Origin of the sequence: Streptomyces sp. NBC_01217 (genome assembly GCF_035994185.1) — a bacterium.
In the GTDB taxonomy this organism is placed as follows: Bacteria; Actinomycetota; Actinomycetes; order Streptomycetales; family Streptomycetaceae; genus Streptomyces.
In genome coordinates this window covers 1,594,785-1,610,145 of the sequence record NZ_CP108538.1, presented here as the reverse complement: position 1 = coordinate 1,610,145, position 15,361 = coordinate 1,594,785, and the positions used below count along the sequence as shown (strand labels likewise).

Here is a 15,361-nt window from a genome sequence, read left to right as displayed (position 1 = left end):
GGGAGGGTTCGCCCTCTCACCATCAGCGGAGCACCTTTCACGTGAACGACCAGCAGCGTCGCCGTCCCGCCAAGCCGCATCGCCGCCCCCAGAAGGACCCCGTCCGGTTCCTCGCCTTCGAAGCGCTCAGGGCCGTCGACGAACGCGATGCGTACGCCAACCTCGTCCTGCCCCCGCTGCTGAAGAAGGCCCGCGCCAAGGGCGACTTCGACAACCGGGACGCGGCTCTGGCGACCGAGCTGGTCTACGGGACGCTGCGCCGCCAGGGCACGTACGACGCGATCGTCGCGGCCTGCATCGACCGGCCGCTGCGCGAGGTCGACCCGCCGGTCCTGGACGTGCTCAACATGGGCGTGCACCAGCTGCTCGGCACTCGCATCCCCACCCACGCCGCGGTCTCCGCCAGTGTGGAACTGGCCCGGGTGGTGCTCGGCGAGGGCCGGGCCAAATTCGTCAACGCCGTCCTTCGCAAGGTCTCAGCGGACGACCTCGACGGCTGGGTGGCGCGCGTCGCCCCGTCGTACGACGAGGACGCCGAGGACCACCTCGCCATCGTGCACTCGCATCCGCGGTGGGTCGTGTCCGCCCTCTGGGACGCGCTGGGCGGCGGCCGCGCCGGGATCGAGGACCTCCTCGAAGCGGACAACGAGCGGCCCGAGGTCACCCTGGTCGCCCGCCCCGGCCGCTCCACCACCGACGAGCTGCTCACCGCTCTCGGCGACGAGAACGGCCTGCCCGGCCGCTGGTCGCCCTATGCCGTACGGATGGCCGAGGGCGGCGAGCCCGGCGCCCTGTCCGCCGTGCAGGACGGCCGCGCCGGAGTCCAGGACGAGGGCAGCCAGCTGGTGGCCACCGCCCTCGCCAACGCACCGCTGGAGGGCCGCGACACCAGGTGGCTCGACGGTTGCGCCGGGCCGGGCGGCAAGGCCGCGCTGCTCGCGGCCCTCGCCGCCGGACGCGGCGCCGCCCTCCTCGCCGCCGAGAGGCAGCCGCACCGGGCCCGCCTCGTCGAGCGCGCGCTGGCCGGCAACCCCGGCCCGTACCAGGTCATCACCGCCGACGGCACCCGCCCGCCGTGGCAGCCCGGCACCTTCGACCGCATCCTGATGGATGTGCCCTGTTCGGGCCTCGGCGCGCTGCGCCGCCGCCCCGAGGCGCGCTGGCGGCGCCGCCCGGAGGACCTGGAGAGCTTCGCACCGCTGCAACGCGGTCTGCTGCGCGAGGCGTTGAAGGCGGTACGGGTCGGCGGCATCGTCGGTTACGCGACCTGCTCACCGCATCTCGCGGAGACCCGGGTCGTCGTCGAGGACGTGCTCAAGGGCCGTGGCGGCCAGCCCGTCGAGGCGGAGTGGGTCGACGCCCGCCCGCTGATGCAGGGAGTCCCGGCGCTGGGCGACGGCCCCGACGTCCAGCTGTGGCCGCATCTGCACGGCACGGACGCGATGTACCTGGCCCTGCTGCGCCGCACCGCCTGAGGCAGCGGGCCCGCCCGGCGCGGGCCGATACGCCCGGATCGCGAGGTCGCTGAGGCCCGGAATCGGCGAACCGTAATGATCCCGTGAGGCTTTGGCCCGCACCGGGGCGGGGAAGTGGCGCGGAACATGGCACGCTTGGCACATGGCCCAGATCAACCCCAGCATCCTGTCCGCCGATTTCGCCCGTCTCGCCGAGGAGGCGAAGGCGGTCGAAGGCGCCGACTGGCTCCATGTCGATGTCATGGACAACCACTTTGTGCCCAATCTGACCCTCGGCGTGCCCATCGTGGAATCGCTCAGCCGGGCGACGGACACCCCGCTGGACTGCCATCTGATGATCGAGGACCCGGACCGCTGGGCGCCGCAGTACGTCGACGCGGGCGCCGGTTCCGTCACCTTCCACGTGGAGGCCGCGGCGGCCCCCGTACGGCTGGCGCGGGAGATCCGGGCCAAGGGCGCGCGTGCCTCCATGGCGCTCAAGCCCGCGACGCCCATCGAGCCGTACGAGGACCTGCTCCCCGAGCTCGACATGCTGCTGATCATGACGGTGGAGCCGGGCTTCGGCGGCCAGGCCTTCCTCGACATCATGCTGCCGAAGATCCGCCGCACCCGTGAGCTGATCTCCAAGCACGGCCTCGAACTGTGGCTCCAGATCGACGGCGGCGTCTCCGAGTCCACGATCGAGCGGTGCGCCGAGGCCGGTGCGGATGTGTTCGTCGCGGGTTCGGCGGTGTACGGGGCCGAGGACCCGGCCGAGGCGGTGCGGGCGCTGCGGGCCAAGGCGGAGGGGGCCACCGCGTCGGCGGCCTGGGCGTGCCGCCACTGAAGCCGGAACCCACACCGGCCTCCGGTTGCGGGTCGGTCCGGCCAAGGGCAGATGAACGCGGTCCGACGGGACCGATCAAGGGGCGCCGGATCTGACAGGATGAACGGCGTATCGAGAGTGTGAACAGCAGTGAGGAGATCGCGGTGTCTGCAATGTCGGCGGGACGGTCCGCCCTGCGGATGGGGCCCGCGGAGCTGGTGCAGGCGGCGGCCATGGCCCGCCGCTTCTACCTCGAAGGAAAGTCGAAGATCCAGATCGCCGAGGAGTTCGGCGTCAGCCGCTTCAAGGTGGCCCGGGTCCTGGAGACGGCTCTTGAGCGCGACCTCGTACGGATCGAGATCCGCGTCCCCGCCGAGCTGGACGCCGAGCGCTCCGACGCGCTCCGGGCCCGCTACGGGCTGCGTCACGCGGTCGTCGTCGAGTCCCCTGCCGAGGAGCAGGACGACGCGCCCGACCCGGAGAACCTGGGTGAGGTCGCGGCCGATCTCCTCGGTGAACTGGTGAACGAGGGCGATGTGCTCGGCCTGGCCTGGGGCCGCTCCACCATTCACATGGCGGCGGCTCTGGACCGGCTGCCGCCGTGCACGGTCGTGCAGCTCACCGGGGTGTACGACGCCGGTACGGCCGAGCGCGGCTCGGTCGAGGCGGTCCGGCGGGCCGCCCAGGTGGCCGGTGGCGAGGCCCACCCGATCTATGCGCCGATGCTGCTGCCCGACCCGGCCACGGCCGCCGCGCTGCGCCACCAGACCGGTATCGCCCGCGCCTTCGAGTACTTCGACAAGGTCACGGTGGCCGCGGTGTCCATCGGCTCCTGGGAGCCCGGCATCTCCACCGTCCACGACATGCTCACGGACGAAGAGCGGGCGCACTACGCCTCGCTCGGCGTCGCCGCCGAGATGTCCGCGCACCTCTTCGACACGGAGGGCCGGCGGGTCGGCCGGGACCTGGGGGAGCGGTGCATCACGGTCGAGGCCGACCGGCTGCGCCGGATCCCCGAGGTGGTGGCGATCGCCGGCGGCCAGCGGAAGGCCGCGGCGATCGGGGCGGTGCTGCGGTCCGGGCTCGTCACCAGCCTGGTGACGGACACCGCGGCGGCCGAGTATCTGCTGACCGAGTCGGCGGCGCCGCGTCGGCCGGCGCTGGAGCGGGCGGACCCGGACGGGAACTGAGCGGACGCCGGTGCGGGCGGCGCAGTGAACGGCCCGGACAGCGGGAGCGCTGCCCGGGCGGTGTCCGGCCCGCGGTGGTTCAGTCCTGGGCCATGCCCAGGACCGTTGCCTCCAGGTACTCCTCCGGTTCCTCGTACTGGCTCACGTCGGCCGGGTTGTAGCGGGGGGTCTGCCGTGACCAGTCCAGGTTGCCGCGCATCCAGCTGCGCATCCCGTCCAGATACGGCGCGAGCATCCACGACAGCTGCGGGTACGCGGCCAGCAGCTCGGCCTCGGCAGTGAGGAACCGCTCCGTCTCCGTGGCGATCTCCGCGCAGACGTGTTCAAGCGCCCGCTGCTTGCCGTAGCCGCGGTGGTGCCGGACCAGATGGACGAGATTGTGGATCTCGCCGAGCACCTGCTCCTTCTCGTACGAGTACACGTCATTGGCCCAGCACACGACATTGCACGACGCCTCCAGCGCGGTGATGAACCGGGCGTCGTTGTGGATCGACTCGGGGGCCTCGATCCCGGCCACGATCTCTATCAGGTCCATGCAGACGTGTATCGCACCGGTGTGGCGCCGCTTGGCGATGTACGTCTCCTCGGACGGCACCACCCCCGCCTCCCGGTTACCGGCCTCCCACGTGGTGGCCGTCGTGAGATACGTGGTGAGGTGCCAGCCGAACCGGGTGCGCCAGTGTGCGGCCGCGGTCGGTGTCGTCCGTTCCCATAGATCGACCAGGGCGACCACTGCGGCGGGGAGCTCCTCGTCCGCCAGATGGCCGGTACCCGCGCCCTCGATCACGGAACGCATCACCGCGACCACGTCCCGCACCCGCTCCGGGCTGCGCCCGAGCTGTCCGTCGTCGAGCTGATCGTCGACGAGAAACAGCCATACGAACCAGTCGGCGACGAGGTCGAGATTCCTGCTGTCGGCGGTCGGATACACCATGCCGACGAAGGCCCCGAAGTCTGCCTGCTCGAAGCGCTCCCTGGCCGAATCACGGTGTACCAGACCGGTGTTGCGGGTCCATGTGTCCAGGTGGACCCGGGTGTGCCCGACGTGCGGATTTGTCCGCTGGGGGAACGGGCAGTAGATGTCCGGCAGTTCGCTCTCCACGGGTGGGTCGTGATCCTCTCCGGTCGTACGTGTCACGGAAGTTGTGACCATCCGCCTATTCCTCCGGGGTGTATTCGGGACCCACGGGACCTGCGGATTTGAAGCTACCTGACCCCTTGTCACCAGGTCCAGGGAAGATGATCGCGAATGATTCGGATGGCGTGGGGGTAGGGTCCGTGGGCAAGGCGGGTTCCACTTGCCCGGGACTCCCGTCCGCTCTCTTGTAGGAACATATGAACGCGGGAGTCGTTTGCTGTGCCTTCGTGGAGGCGACCTGCTCCGTTTCCTATGAAAAAATGAGCGTTATGCGTTTTCTTGAGCCCGGTACTGGTCGCTACACAGACTCCCCCTCGGTCCCGTACGACCTCACGTACGACGATGTCTTCATGGTTCCGGGCCGTTCGGCGGTCGGTTCCCGCCAGGGTGTCGATCTCTCCTCGCCCGACGGCAGCGGCACCACCATCCCGCTCGTCGTGGCGAACATGACGGCCATCGCGGGCCGCCGGATGGCCGAAACCATCGCCCGCCGCGGCGGGCTCGTCGTCATCCCTCAGGACATCCCGATCGATGTCGTCACCGATGTCGTCTCCTGGGTGAAAACGCGCCACCTCGTGCTCGACACCCCGATCGTGCTGGCCCCCGGCCAGACGGTCGCCGACGCCCTGTCCCTGCTGCCGAAGCGTGCGCACGGCGCGGGCGTCGTCGTCGACGAGGAGCACCGGCCCCTCGGTGTCGTCACCGACCACGACCTGACCGGCGTCGACCGCTTCACCCAGCTCTCCGAGGTCATGTCCAGGGACCTGGTGCTGCTCGACGCGGACATCGACCCGCGCGACGCGTTCAACAAGCTCGACGGCGCCCACCGCAAGCTCGCCCCCGCGGTCGACGCGGACGGCCGGCTCGTCGGCATCCTCACCCGAAAGGGCGCACTGCGCGCCACTCTGTACACCCCCGCCACCGACGCCGCCGGCAAGCTGCGGATCGCCGCCGCCGTGGGGATCAACGGCGATGTCGCGGGCAAGGCCAAGCAGCTCCTCGACGCGGGCGTCGACACGCTCGTCGTGGACACCGCCCACGGTCACCAGGAATCCATGATCAGCGCGGTCCGGGCGGTCCGGGCGCTCGACCCGCAGGTGCCGATCGTCGCGGGCAACATCGTCGCCGCCGAGGGTGTGCGCGACCTCATCGAGGCCGGTGCGGACATCATCAAGGTCGGTGTCGGCCCCGGCGCCATGTGCACCACCCGGATGATGACCGGCGTCGGCCGGCCGCAGTTCTCCGCCGTCCTGGAGTGCGCCGCCGAGGCGAAGAAGTACGGCAAGCACGTCTGGGCCGACGGCGGTGTCCGGCACCCGCGCGATGTCGCCATGGCGCTCGCCGCGGGCGCGTCCAACGTGATGATCGGCTCCTGGTTCGCCGGTACGTACGAGTCGCCCGGCGACCTCCAGCAGTCCGCCGACGGCCGCTTCTACAAGGAGTCCTTCGGCATGGCGTCCGCGCGCGCCGTGAAGAACCGCACGTCGGACGAGTCGGCGTACGACCGCGCCCGCAAGGCGCTCTTCGAGGAGGGCATCTCCACCTCGCGGATGTTTCTCGACCCCACCCGGCCCGGCGTCGAGGACCTGATCGACTCGATCATCGCGGGCGTCCGCTCCTCCTGCACCTATGCCGGCGCGGCCTCCCTGGAGGAGTTCGCCGAGAAAGCGGTCGTCGGGGTGCAGAGCGCCGCCGGTTACGCCGAGGGCAAGCCGCTGCACGCCAGCTGGAGTTGATCCCGCAGTCCCGCAGTCCGGTGACCCTGCAATACCGTTGCCCCTCACGGCCTTTCGTGCCGTGAGGGGCGCCGGTGCGTCCGGGCGTAGTCGCGGGGCGTCGAGGATGTCCGGTTCCTGCCTCCGGATACCCTGGTGATCCGCTTCAACCCCATTGAAATGTAAGTAATATGAAGCGCAATCAGCTGCCCGCCTCTCTGCGGTAAGGGATCTCATGTCCTTCTTCACCGACCTGGCCCATCAGTACATCGACGGAGAGTGGAGGCCGGGCAAGGGCTCCTGGGACATCATCGACTTCAACCCGTACAGCGGGGAGAAGCTCGCCTCGATCACCGTCGCCACGGCCGAGGAGGTGGACGGGGCGTACAAGTCCGCCGAGGCCGCCCAGCGGGCGTGGGGCGACACCAACCCGTACGCCCGTCGGCAGGTACTGGAGCGGGCGCTGCGCGTCGTCGAGGAGCGCGAGCCCGAGATCAGCGACGCGATCGTCGCGGAGCTGGGCGGCACCCGGCTGAAGGCGGCCTTCGAGCTGCACCTCGCCAAGGAGTTCCTGCGGGAGGCGATCCAGCTCGCGCTGCGGCCCACCGGACAGATCCTGCCCTCGCCGACCGAGGGCAAGGAGAACCGCGTCTACCGGGTGCCCGTCGGCGTCGTCGGTGTCATCAGCCCTTTCAACTTCCCCTTCCTGCTGTCCCTGAAGTCGGTCGCGCCCGCCCTGGCGCTCGGCAACGCCGTGGTGCTCAAGCCGCACCAGAACACCCCGGTCTGCGGCGGCACGCTGGTGGCGAAGGTGTTCGAGGAGGCCGGGCTGCCGGCCGGGCTCCTGAACGTCGTGGTCACCGACATCGCCGAGATCGGTGACGCACTGCTGGAGCACCCCATTCCGCAGGTCATCTCCTTCACCGGTTCGGACAAGGTGGGACGGCACGTCGCCACGGTGTGCGCGGCGCACCTCAAGCGTGCCGTTCTCGAACTCGGCGGCAACAGCGCGCTCATCGTCCTCGACGACGCCGATCTGGACTACGCCGTGGACGCGGCCGTCTTCAGCCGGTACGTGCACCAGGGCCAGGTCTGCATGGCCGCGAACCGCATCCTGGTCGACCGGGCGGTGGAGAAGGAGTTCACCGAGAAGTTCGTCGCCAAGGTCGCCTCGTTGCGGGTCGGTGACCCCGCCGACCCGCAGACCGTGATCGGCCCGCTGATCAACTCCTCGCAGGCGGACGCGATTTCCTCGCTCGTCGACCAGGCCGTCGAGGCCGGTGCGACGGCCCTGCTGCACGGGCGGGCCGACGGCAATCTGGTGAGCCCGTCCGTGCTGACCGGGCTGGCCGCCGATTCCCCCGTACTGTCCCAGGAGATCTTCGGGCCGGTCGCGCTCCTCGTGCCGTTCGACGGTGAGGACGAGGCGGTACGGATCGCCAACGACACCCCGTACGGCCTGAGCGGTGCGGTGCACACGGGCGACATCGAGCGCGGCGTACGGGTCGGGCAGCGCATCCACACCGGCATGATCCACATCAACGACGGCACGGTCCACGACGAGCCCATCGTCCCCTTCGGCGGCGAGAAGAGCTCGGGCCTCGGCCGGCTGAACGGCGAGTCGATGGTCGAGGCCTTCACCACGCAGAAGTGGATCTCGGTGCAGCACGGCAGGTCGCAGTTCCCGTTCTGACCCGTCGCCGCACGCGGTGAGCGTGCGCGCCCGGCCGGGCGGGGCCATGGTCTACTTCGGGGGCGGCACCCTGCCGCCCCCGACGTCGGCCATCGCAGAGAAGTGAACCGCCCGAAGTGCGCCTGAACGACCTCGACGAACGCATCGTCCACGCCCTCGCCGAAGACGCCCGACGCTCCTACGCGGACATCGGCGCGATCATCGGCCTGTCCGCCCCCGCCGTGAAACGCCGCGTGGACCGGCTGCGCGCCGAGGGCGCGATCACGGGCTTCACGGTGCGGGTGGACCCGGCGGCGCTGGGGTGGGAGACCGAGGGGTACATCGAGATCTACTGCAGCCGCAATACGTCGCCGGAGGCGATCAAGCAGGGGCTTGCGCGGTATCCGGAGATCGCTTCGGCGTCCACTGTGACGGGGGAGGCCGATGCGATCGTGCAGGTCTTCGCCGCGGACATGCGTCACTTCGAGCAGGTGCTCGAACGGATTGCCGGTGAGCCGTATGTGGAGCGGACGAAGTCCGTGCTGGTGCTTTCGCCGCTGTTGCGGCGGTATTCGTCGGGGTCGCCGGAGTAGGGGAGGGCCGGGTGGTCGCCGTGGGTGGGTGAGATGGGGGTCACCTTTCTGGCCTGCTGATATGCGGTGCGCAATGAATCGCCGTCTCCGGGCGTCGGGGCGCAATGGATCGACGGTGGACGCGCAACGGTCGCGCCTTGTCCGGTTCCGGTGGCGGACCGTACCGTCGTTACGTCCCCGCCCCGCCCGCACCGCCCGAGGTCAGCCATGCCGCCGTTGCGTACCGCCCTGCTCCAGAGCTCCGGACGACCCGGGCATGTGGACGAGAACATCAAGGCGCTCGACGAGGCCGCGCGGCGGGCCGCGGATGCCGGGGTCCGGCTGCTGGTCTGCCCCGAGCTGTTCCTGACCGGCTACGCGATCGGAACGGATGTGCCCCGGCTGGCCGAGCCGGCCGACGGGCCCTCTGCCCGGGCCGTCGCCGAGATCGCCGCACGGCACGGGCTCGCGGTGCTCTACGGTTACCCGGAGCGTGCGGGCGAGCAGATCTTCAACGCCGCCCAGCTCATCGGGCCGGACGGGGCGGCGCTCGCGAACTACCGCAAGACCCATCTCTTCGGCTGCTTCGAGCAGGAGTGGTTCACCCCGGGCGAGCAGACCGTCGTCCAGGCCGAGCTGGACGGCGTACGCATCGGGATCATGATCTGCTACGACGTCGAGTTCCCGGAGAACGTCCGCTCGCACGCCCTCGCGGGCACCGATCTGCTCCTGGTGCCCACCGCGCAGATGCACCCCTTCCAGTTCGTCGCCGAGTCCGTCGTGCCGGTCCGTGCCTTCGAGAGCCAGATGTACGTCGCGTACGTCAACAGGACTGGCCCGGAGGGCGAGTTCGAATTCATCGGGCTGAGCTGCCTGGCCGGTCCCGACGGTACCGTCCGCACCCGCGCAGGACGCGGTGAGGAACTGGTCATCGGCACGGTCGACCCCGAGTTCCTGAGCGCGTCGCGCGCCGCCAACCCGTATCTGCACGACCGTCGCCCCGGTCTGTACGGCTCCCTCGTCTGAGCCCGCCACCCCCTCGTCCCACCTTTTTTCGTGCAAGGAGTCCGTACCCCATGACGTCCACGGTGCCCAATGCCGTCCAGCACACCGACGCCGCCGAGCCCATCACCATGTTCGGGCCGGACTTCCCCTACGCGTACGACGACTTCCTGGCGCACCCCGCGGGGATCGGGCAGATACCGGCGACCGAGCACGGCAGCGAGGTCGCCGTCATCGGTGGCGGGCTCTCCGGGATCGTCGCCGCGTACGAGCTGATGAAGATGGGGCTCAAGCCCGTCGTCTACGAGGCCGACGAGATCGGCGGCCGGCTGCGTACCGTCGGATTCGAGGGCTGCGACCCGCAGCTCAGCGCGGAGATGGGCGCGATGCGCTTCCCGCCGTCCTCCACCGCGCTCCAGCACTACATCGATCTGGTCGGTCTGGAGACGAAGCCGTTCCCCAACCCGCTCTCCCCGGCCACCCCGTCGACCGTCGTCGACCTCAAGGGCGAGTCGCACTACGCGGAGACCATCGCCGATCTGCCGCAGGTCTACCGCGATGTGATGGACGCCTGGAACCGGTGTCTGGAGGAGGGTGCGGACTTCTCCGACATGAACCGGGCGATGCGCGAGCGCGACGTCCCGCGCATCCGGGAGATCTGGGCGAAGCTCGTCCAGAGGCTCGACAACCAGACCTTCTACGGATTCCTCTGCGACTCCGACGCCTTCAAGTCCTTCCGGCACCGTGAGATCTTCGGCCAGGTCGGCTTCGGCACCGGCGGCTGGGACACCGACTTCCCCAACTCCATCCTGGAGATCCTGCGCGTCGTCTACACCGAGGCGGACGACCACCACCGGGGCATCGTCGGCGGCAGCCAGCAGCTCCCGCTGCGGCTCTGGGACCGCGAACCGCAGAAGATCGTCCACTGGCCGCTCGGCACCTCGCTGTCCTCGCTGCACGACGGCGAGCCGCGCCCCGCCGTGACCCGGCTGCACCGCACCGCAGGAAACCGGATCACCGTCACCGACGCCACCGGAGACATCCGCACCTACCCCGCCGCGATCTTCACCGGGCAGTCCTGGCTGCTGCTCTCGAAGATCGACTGCGACGACGCGCTCTTCCCGATCGACCACTGGACGGCGATGGAGCGCACCCACTACATGGAGTCGTCCAAGCTCTTCGTCCCCGTCGACCGGCCGTTCTGGCTCGACAAGGACGAGACCACCGGGCGGGACACCATGTCGATGACCCTCACCGACCGGATGACCCGGGGGACTTATCTCCTGGACGACGGGCCCGACAGGCCCGCCGTCATCTGCCTCTCGTACACCTGGTGCGACGACAGCCTGAAGTGGCTGCCGCTCTCCCCGAACGAGCGCATGGACGTCATGCTCAAGTCGCTCGGCGAGATATACCCGGACGTCGACATCAGAAAGCACATCATCGGTAACCCGGTGACGGTCTCGTGGGAGAACGAGCCCTGGTTCATGGGTGCGTTCAAGGCCAATCTGCCGGGTCACTACCGCTACCAGCGGCGGCTGTTCACCCACTTCATGCAGGACCGGCTGCCCGCCGACCGGCGGGGTCTGTTCCTCGCGGGCGACGACATCTCCTGGACGGCCGGATGGGCCGAGGGCGCCGTACAGACCGCGCTGAATGCTGTGTGGGGTGTGATGGCCCAGTTCGGCGGTGCGACCGATGCGACGAACCCCGGCCCCGGCGATGTCTTCGACGAGATCGCCCCGGTCGAACTGCCGGAGGACTGAGGCCCGTTCGGGGTCAGGCGGGCCGGCAGACGTTGCGCTGCCGGCCCAGGCCCGCGATCTCGGTCTCCATCACATCGTCCGGTCCCAGGTAGGGGAAGCGGCCGGACAGGGCCACCCCCTGCGGGGTGCCGGTGTTGATGATGTCGCCCGGATCCAGCACCAGATACTGCGACAGATGGTGCACCAGATGCGCCACGCTGAAGATCATGTCCGCGGTGCTGGAGTCCTGCCGCGGCTCCCCGTTCACATGACTGCGCAGCCGCAGCCGCTGCGGGTCACCGACCTCGTCGGCCGTCACCAGCACCGGGCCCAGAGGGTTGAACGTGGCGCAGCTCTTGCCCTTGGACCACTGGCCGCCCGACTCCTCCAGCTGGAACGCGCGCTCGGAGACGTCGTTGCTGACGGCATAGCCCGCGATGTGCGCGGCGGCGTCGGCGGGGGAGTCCAGGTAGGAGGCGCGGCGGCCGATGACGACGGCCAGCTCCACCTCCCAGTCCATCTTCCTGGAGCCGCGCGGGATCAGTACGTCGTCGTACGGGCCGACGATCGTGTTCGGCGACTTGTAGAAGAGGATCGGCCGCTCGGGCGGCTCGGCGCCCGACTCCGCCGCATGGGCGGCGTAGTTCTGGCCGATGCAGAGCAGGGCGGAGGGGCGGGCCACCGGGGCGCCGATCCGCTGACCGGTGATGTCGATCCCGGGGAGGGCCGGCTCGGCCGGGATCAGGCGCGGATTGCCGGCGAGCGCGGCGAGGAACGCGCCGTCGATGTCGTGGGTGATGTCGGACAGGTCGTGGTGACGGCCCTCGGGGCAGACGGCAACGGGGCGCTCATGGCCCGGCTCGCCGATGCGCATCAGTCGCATGACGGTCGAATCTCCTGACGGGTACGGGGGTCGGGGAGGGCGGGGCGGGGCCCTCCGAGGCGCTAGTGCAGCCGGGCGAGGGCGTCGGCGGTGACGGCGTGGACCGGGGGGCGTCCGGCGAGCAGTCGCAGCACCTCGTCGACGGCGCTCCTGCCGAGCCGCTGCCGGCATTCGACACTGCCCGCCGCCTGGTGCGGGGTGAGCAGCACATTCGGCAGGGAGCGGAAGGGATGACCGGCGGGCAGCGGCTCGGCGTCGAAGACATCGATCGCCGCGTCCAGGCGGCCCGACGCCAGTTCGGCCAGGAGCGCGTCCTCGTCGACCAGCCACGACCTGGCCGTGTTCACCAGACCCGCCCCGTCCGGCATCAGCGCCAGCTCCTGGGCGCCGAGCATGTGGTGGGTCTCCTCGGTGACCGGCGCGTGCACGGCCACGATCCTGCTGCGCGACAGCAGGGTCCGAAGCGGCACGGAACTCACGCCGAGCGCCTCGGCGTCCGCCGCGGACAGACACGGGTCGGTGACGCTGACCCGCGCCCCCATCGCCCGCACCAGGGCGATGTAGGCGCGTCCGGTGCGGGACGCGCCGATCACGCCGATCTCGCTGCCGTGGATCTCATGGCGCGGCGGGGCCTCGCTCGCCGCCGCCCACTCCAGCCCGCCGCGCAGCGCGTGGTCGAAGCGCTGGATGCGGTGGAGCAGCGAGAGCGTGAAGGCGAGAGCCACCTCGGCGACCGGGCGGGCCATCTCGTCACCCGCCTGGGTGACGAGGATGCCCCGACGGAACACCTCCTCGGTGACGTACGGCGCGACCGCCGATCCGGTGTGTGCCACCAGCTCCAACCGGTCCGCCGACGCCAGGAGTCCGGCATCCACCCTGGGCGCCCGCCAGGCGGTGATCAGCGCGCGGGCGCCGGGCAGCGCCGCGGCCACCGCCGCCCGGTCGGCGTGGTCGTCCAGGACCGTCAGCTCCGCCGCCCGCTCCAGCTCCCGCCACACCTCGGCGGTGAAGAACTGGGCCCGCAGGCCCGGCGGTACGGCGACGACCACCCGGGAGCGGTCGCCAGGATCAGGAGAGCCAGTCATCGAGGTGCTCCGCAACGAAGGCGTCATCGGTCAGCCAAGGGTAGGCCGCGGCCACCCGGCTGATCTCCTCGGCCTGTCCGGGAGAGAGCGTCTCGGCCGGATCCAGGCACCGGATGTTCGCCAACAGGCCCTGGCGGTGCAGCACTTCGTGCACCCCGGCGATGCAGCCGCGGAACGCCCCGCGCACATCGAAGACCGCGCTGTTGGCATCGGTCAGCTCGCAGCGGCGCGCCAGGCAGCGCACCATCGCCTCGTGATCCCCGCCGCGCGCCCTGCGTATGTCGTCGAGGAGTGTCACCGCGGAACTCGTCCACACGGCCCACTGGCCGAGGAGGCCGCCCGCGAACCAGCGCGGTGTGCCGCCCGCCGTCGCGTACGGGGTGAGCAGATCACCGATGATGTCGTCGTCGTTGCCGGTGTACAGCGCCACCTCGCCGGCCCGGTCCGCGGCGGCCACCGCCCGTACGACATCGGCGGTGCGGTACCGGTCGAACGGGGCGATCTTCACCGCGACCGTGCTCGGCAGATCGGCGAACGCGGACCAGAAGCCCGGCGACAAGTAGCGTCCGCCGACGGCCTCCTGGAGATAGAAGCCGATCACCGGCAGCACCTCGCCGACCGCCCGCGCCCGCTCCAGCAGACCCTTCTCGTCCGCACCGGGCACGGCCGGGCTGAGCAGCACGGCGTCATAGCCGAGCGCGGCGGCGGTCTCGGCCTCTCCGACGGCCTGAGCCGTGTATCCGCAGACTCCGGCGACCTTGATGAACGGACGGCCGGCCTCGGCGTCGATCGTCTCGGCGGCGATCTCCAGCACCGGCCGGAACAGACCGACCTGCGGCTCGCGGATCTCGAACTGGGTGGTGTGTACGGCGACGGCCACCCCGCCTGCGCCCGAGGCGAGGTAGTAGCGGGTCAGCGCCCGCTGCCGCCGCTCGTCGAAGGAGCCGTCGGCGTGCAGGGCGAGCGGATGCGCGGGAATCACCGCACCGCGGGCGAGCAGGTCCAGTGCGGGGGTGGACAGGAGGGAGGGAATGGACATGGAGTGGATCAGAACCTTCCGTCACGGACCTGGAACTTGGTGGGCTTGCCGGACAGTGGCAGCCCGCGGCGCAGCCAGTCGGCCTGCCACTCGACGAGGGTGCGCAGGGCGACGTCCGGGTAGCCGAAGAGGGCGTGGCAGCGGCTCGCGTCGGAGAGCAGCGCGGTGGGCGCCTCCTCGCCCGCGAGGACCGGCTCGCGGTCGAACTCCTCACCGAACCAGCGGGCGATGCGGCGCACCGAGGCGGTCTCCGGACCGGTGAGGTTGAGGGTGAACGCCTCGCCGTCGGTGGCGTGCAGCAAGGAGCGCAGGGCGACCTCATTGGCGTACCCCTGCCACACCACGTTGGCATGACCGGTCGTCACATCGACGGGTTCGCCCGCCTGTACGCGGTATGCGATGTCGGCGAGGACGCCGTAGCGCAGATCCACCGCGTAGTTGAGGCGGATGTTGGCGACCCTGGTGCCACGGGTCAGTGCCGCATGGCCGAAGATCCGCTCGCGGCCGAGGCACGACATGGCGTACTCGCCGACCGGGCCGACCGGGTCGGACTCGGTGCAGCCGCCGCAGGAGACCGGCACCAGTGGATACACATTGCCGGTGGAGAACGCGGCGATCCGCGCCTCGGGCCAGCGGCGCACCACCCGGTCCGGCAGTGCGGCGTTCACCGCCCAGGCGTGCGAAGGCGCCCCGGCGGAACCGAACTTGGCACCGACCATGAAGACGATGTTTCCCGCGTCCGGCAGTTCGGCCGGATCGGCGGCCGGGTCCATCAGGTCGAAGGCGACGGTGGAGACCCCGGCGGCCTCCAGCGCGTCGGCGGCGGACCTGTCGGACCAGCGGGAGACCGCGTACACGGTTACATCCGTACGGTCCGCCGCGTCCAGCGCCCGCCGGGCCAGCCGGCAGAGGCTGGGGCCCATCTTGCCGCCGGCGCCGAGCACCAGCAGATCGCCTTCGAGGCGGCCGAGGTCGGCGACGAGCGCGGGGGAGGGGGTGGCGAGCCGCTCTTCCAGAGCGGCCTCATCGGTGAACATTCC

At 70.5% G+C, this 15,361-nt stretch carries 13 protein-coding genes; 8 read left to right on the top strand and 5 right to left on the bottom strand.

The genetic code is table 11. The features are described 5' to 3' along the window. The first annotated feature begins 41 nt into the window (after nucleotides 1–41). From OG507_RS06890 to OG507_RS06880, 3 genes are all read left to right on the top strand, one after another. Nucleotides 42–1,475, top strand: a complete 1,434-nt coding sequence (locus tag OG507_RS06890) for an RsmB/NOP family class I SAM-dependent RNA methyltransferase (RefSeq protein WP_327366250.1) — start codon at nucleotides 42–44, stop codon at nucleotides 1,473–1,475. A 142-nt stretch (nucleotides 1,476–1,617) separates the two neighbouring features. Further along, nucleotides 1,618–2,301 carry a ribulose-phosphate 3-epimerase gene (rpe, locus tag OG507_RS06885; RefSeq protein WP_327366249.1) on the top strand — a complete coding sequence of 228 codons (684 nt, stop codon included), beginning with the start codon at nucleotides 1,618–1,620 and terminating at the stop codon, nucleotides 2,299–2,301. Between the two features lie 152 nt (nucleotides 2,302–2,453). Next, nucleotides 2,454–3,470: a sugar-binding transcriptional regulator gene (locus OG507_RS06880; RefSeq protein WP_327371883.1), complete on the top strand. Its 1,017-nt coding sequence runs from the start codon at nucleotides 2,454–2,456 to the stop codon at nucleotides 3,468–3,470. 79 nt (nucleotides 3,471–3,549) lie between these two features. Here OG507_RS06880 and OG507_RS06875 read toward each other — a convergent pair whose 3' ends face one another. After that, a complete protein-coding gene (locus OG507_RS06875; RefSeq protein ID WP_327371882.1) occupies nucleotides 3,550–4,572 on the bottom strand; it encodes a terpene synthase family protein in 1,023 nt (340 codons plus the stop codon). Between the two features lie 305 nt (nucleotides 4,573–4,877). On the opposite strand from OG507_RS06875, the gene OG507_RS06870 reads away from it, so the two are divergent. From OG507_RS06870 to OG507_RS06850, 5 genes are all read left to right on the top strand, one after another. Continuing rightward, entirely contained in the window at nucleotides 4,878–6,344 is a 1,467-nt protein-coding gene (locus tag OG507_RS06870) for a GuaB1 family IMP dehydrogenase-related protein (protein WP_327366248.1), read from the top strand. 214 nt (nucleotides 6,345–6,558) lie between these two features. Beyond that, a complete protein-coding gene (locus tag OG507_RS06865) occupies nucleotides 6,559–8,016 on the top strand; it encodes an aldehyde dehydrogenase family protein (protein ID WP_327366247.1) in 1,458 nt (485 codons plus the stop codon). Nucleotides 8,017–8,132: 116 nt separating this feature from the next. Continuing rightward, complete coding sequence (locus OG507_RS06860) at nucleotides 8,133–8,588, top strand: Lrp/AsnC family transcriptional regulator (protein ID WP_327366246.1); 456 nt, start codon at nucleotides 8,133–8,135, stop codon at nucleotides 8,586–8,588. 207 nt (nucleotides 8,589–8,795) lie between these two features. Beyond that, complete coding sequence (locus OG507_RS06855; protein WP_327366245.1) at nucleotides 8,796–9,593, top strand: carbon-nitrogen hydrolase family protein; 798 nt, start codon at nucleotides 8,796–8,798, stop codon at nucleotides 9,591–9,593. Between the two features lie 50 nt (nucleotides 9,594–9,643). Then, a complete protein-coding gene (locus OG507_RS06850) occupies nucleotides 9,644–11,335 on the top strand; it encodes a flavin monoamine oxidase family protein (protein ID WP_327366244.1) in 1,692 nt (563 codons plus the stop codon). A gap of 13 nt (nucleotides 11,336–11,348) precedes the next feature. Here OG507_RS06850 and OG507_RS06845 read toward each other — a convergent pair whose 3' ends face one another. The 4 genes from OG507_RS06845 to OG507_RS06830 all read right to left on the bottom strand — a co-directional run bounded on the left by OG507_RS06845 (nucleotide 11,349) and on the right by OG507_RS06830 (nucleotide 15,358). Next, nucleotides 11,349–12,197 (bottom strand): fumarylacetoacetate hydrolase family protein, encoded by an 849-nt coding sequence (locus tag OG507_RS06845; protein ID WP_327366243.1) that lies wholly within the window; start codon nucleotides 12,195–12,197, stop codon nucleotides 11,349–11,351. A 62-nt stretch (nucleotides 12,198–12,259) separates the two neighbouring features. After that, nucleotides 12,260–13,282, bottom strand: a complete 1,023-nt coding sequence (locus OG507_RS06840) for a hydroxyacid dehydrogenase (protein ID WP_327366242.1) — start codon at nucleotides 13,280–13,282, stop codon at nucleotides 12,260–12,262. Beyond that, nucleotides 13,266–14,321, bottom strand: coding sequence for a dihydrodipicolinate synthase family protein (locus tag OG507_RS06835; RefSeq protein ID WP_327366241.1), 1,056 nt, complete (start codon nucleotides 14,319–14,321; stop codon nucleotides 13,266–13,268). Before OG507_RS06835 ends, OG507_RS06840 begins: the two co-directional genes overlap by 17 nt. A gap of 8 nt (nucleotides 14,322–14,329) precedes the next feature. Next, complete coding sequence (locus tag OG507_RS06830; RefSeq protein ID WP_327366240.1) at nucleotides 14,330–15,358, bottom strand: NAD-dependent epimerase/dehydratase family protein; 1,029 nt, start codon at nucleotides 15,356–15,358, stop codon at nucleotides 14,330–14,332. Nucleotides 15,359–15,361: the final 3 nt, after the last annotated feature.

Excerpts from the sequence above, each read along its gene's own strand:
- rpe (WP_327366249.1), top strand. The coding sequence starts at position 1,618 with ATGGCCCAGATCAACCCCAGCATCCTGTCCGCCGATTTCGCCCGTCTC.
- OG507_RS06880 (WP_327371883.1), top strand. The coding sequence starts at position 2,454 with ATGTCGGCGGGACGGTCCGCCCTGCGGATGGGGCCCGCGGAGCTGGTG.
- OG507_RS06870 (WP_327366248.1), top strand. The coding sequence starts at position 4,878 with ATGCGTTTTCTTGAGCCCGGTACTGGTCGCTACACAGACTCCCCCTCG.
- OG507_RS06865 (WP_327366247.1), top strand. The coding sequence starts at position 6,559 with ATGTCCTTCTTCACCGACCTGGCCCATCAGTACATCGACGGAGAGTGG.
- OG507_RS06855 (WP_327366245.1), top strand. The coding sequence starts at position 8,796 with ATGCCGCCGTTGCGTACCGCCCTGCTCCAGAGCTCCGGACGACCCGGG.
- OG507_RS06850 (WP_327366244.1), top strand. The coding sequence starts at position 9,644 with ATGACGTCCACGGTGCCCAATGCCGTCCAGCACACCGACGCCGCCGAG.
- OG507_RS06845 (WP_327366243.1), bottom strand. The coding sequence starts at position 12,197 with ATGCGACTGATGCGCATCGGCGAGCCGGGCCATGAGCGCCCCGTTGCC.
- OG507_RS06840 (WP_327366242.1), bottom strand. The coding sequence starts at position 13,282 with ATGACTGGCTCTCCTGATCCTGGCGACCGCTCCCGGGTGGTCGTCGCC.
- OG507_RS06835 (WP_327366241.1), bottom strand. The coding sequence starts at position 14,321 with ATGTCCATTCCCTCCCTCCTGTCCACCCCCGCACTGGACCTGCTCGCC.
- OG507_RS06830 (WP_327366240.1), bottom strand. The coding sequence starts at position 15,358 with ATGTTCACCGATGAGGCCGCTCTGGAAGAGCGGCTCGCCACCCCCTCC.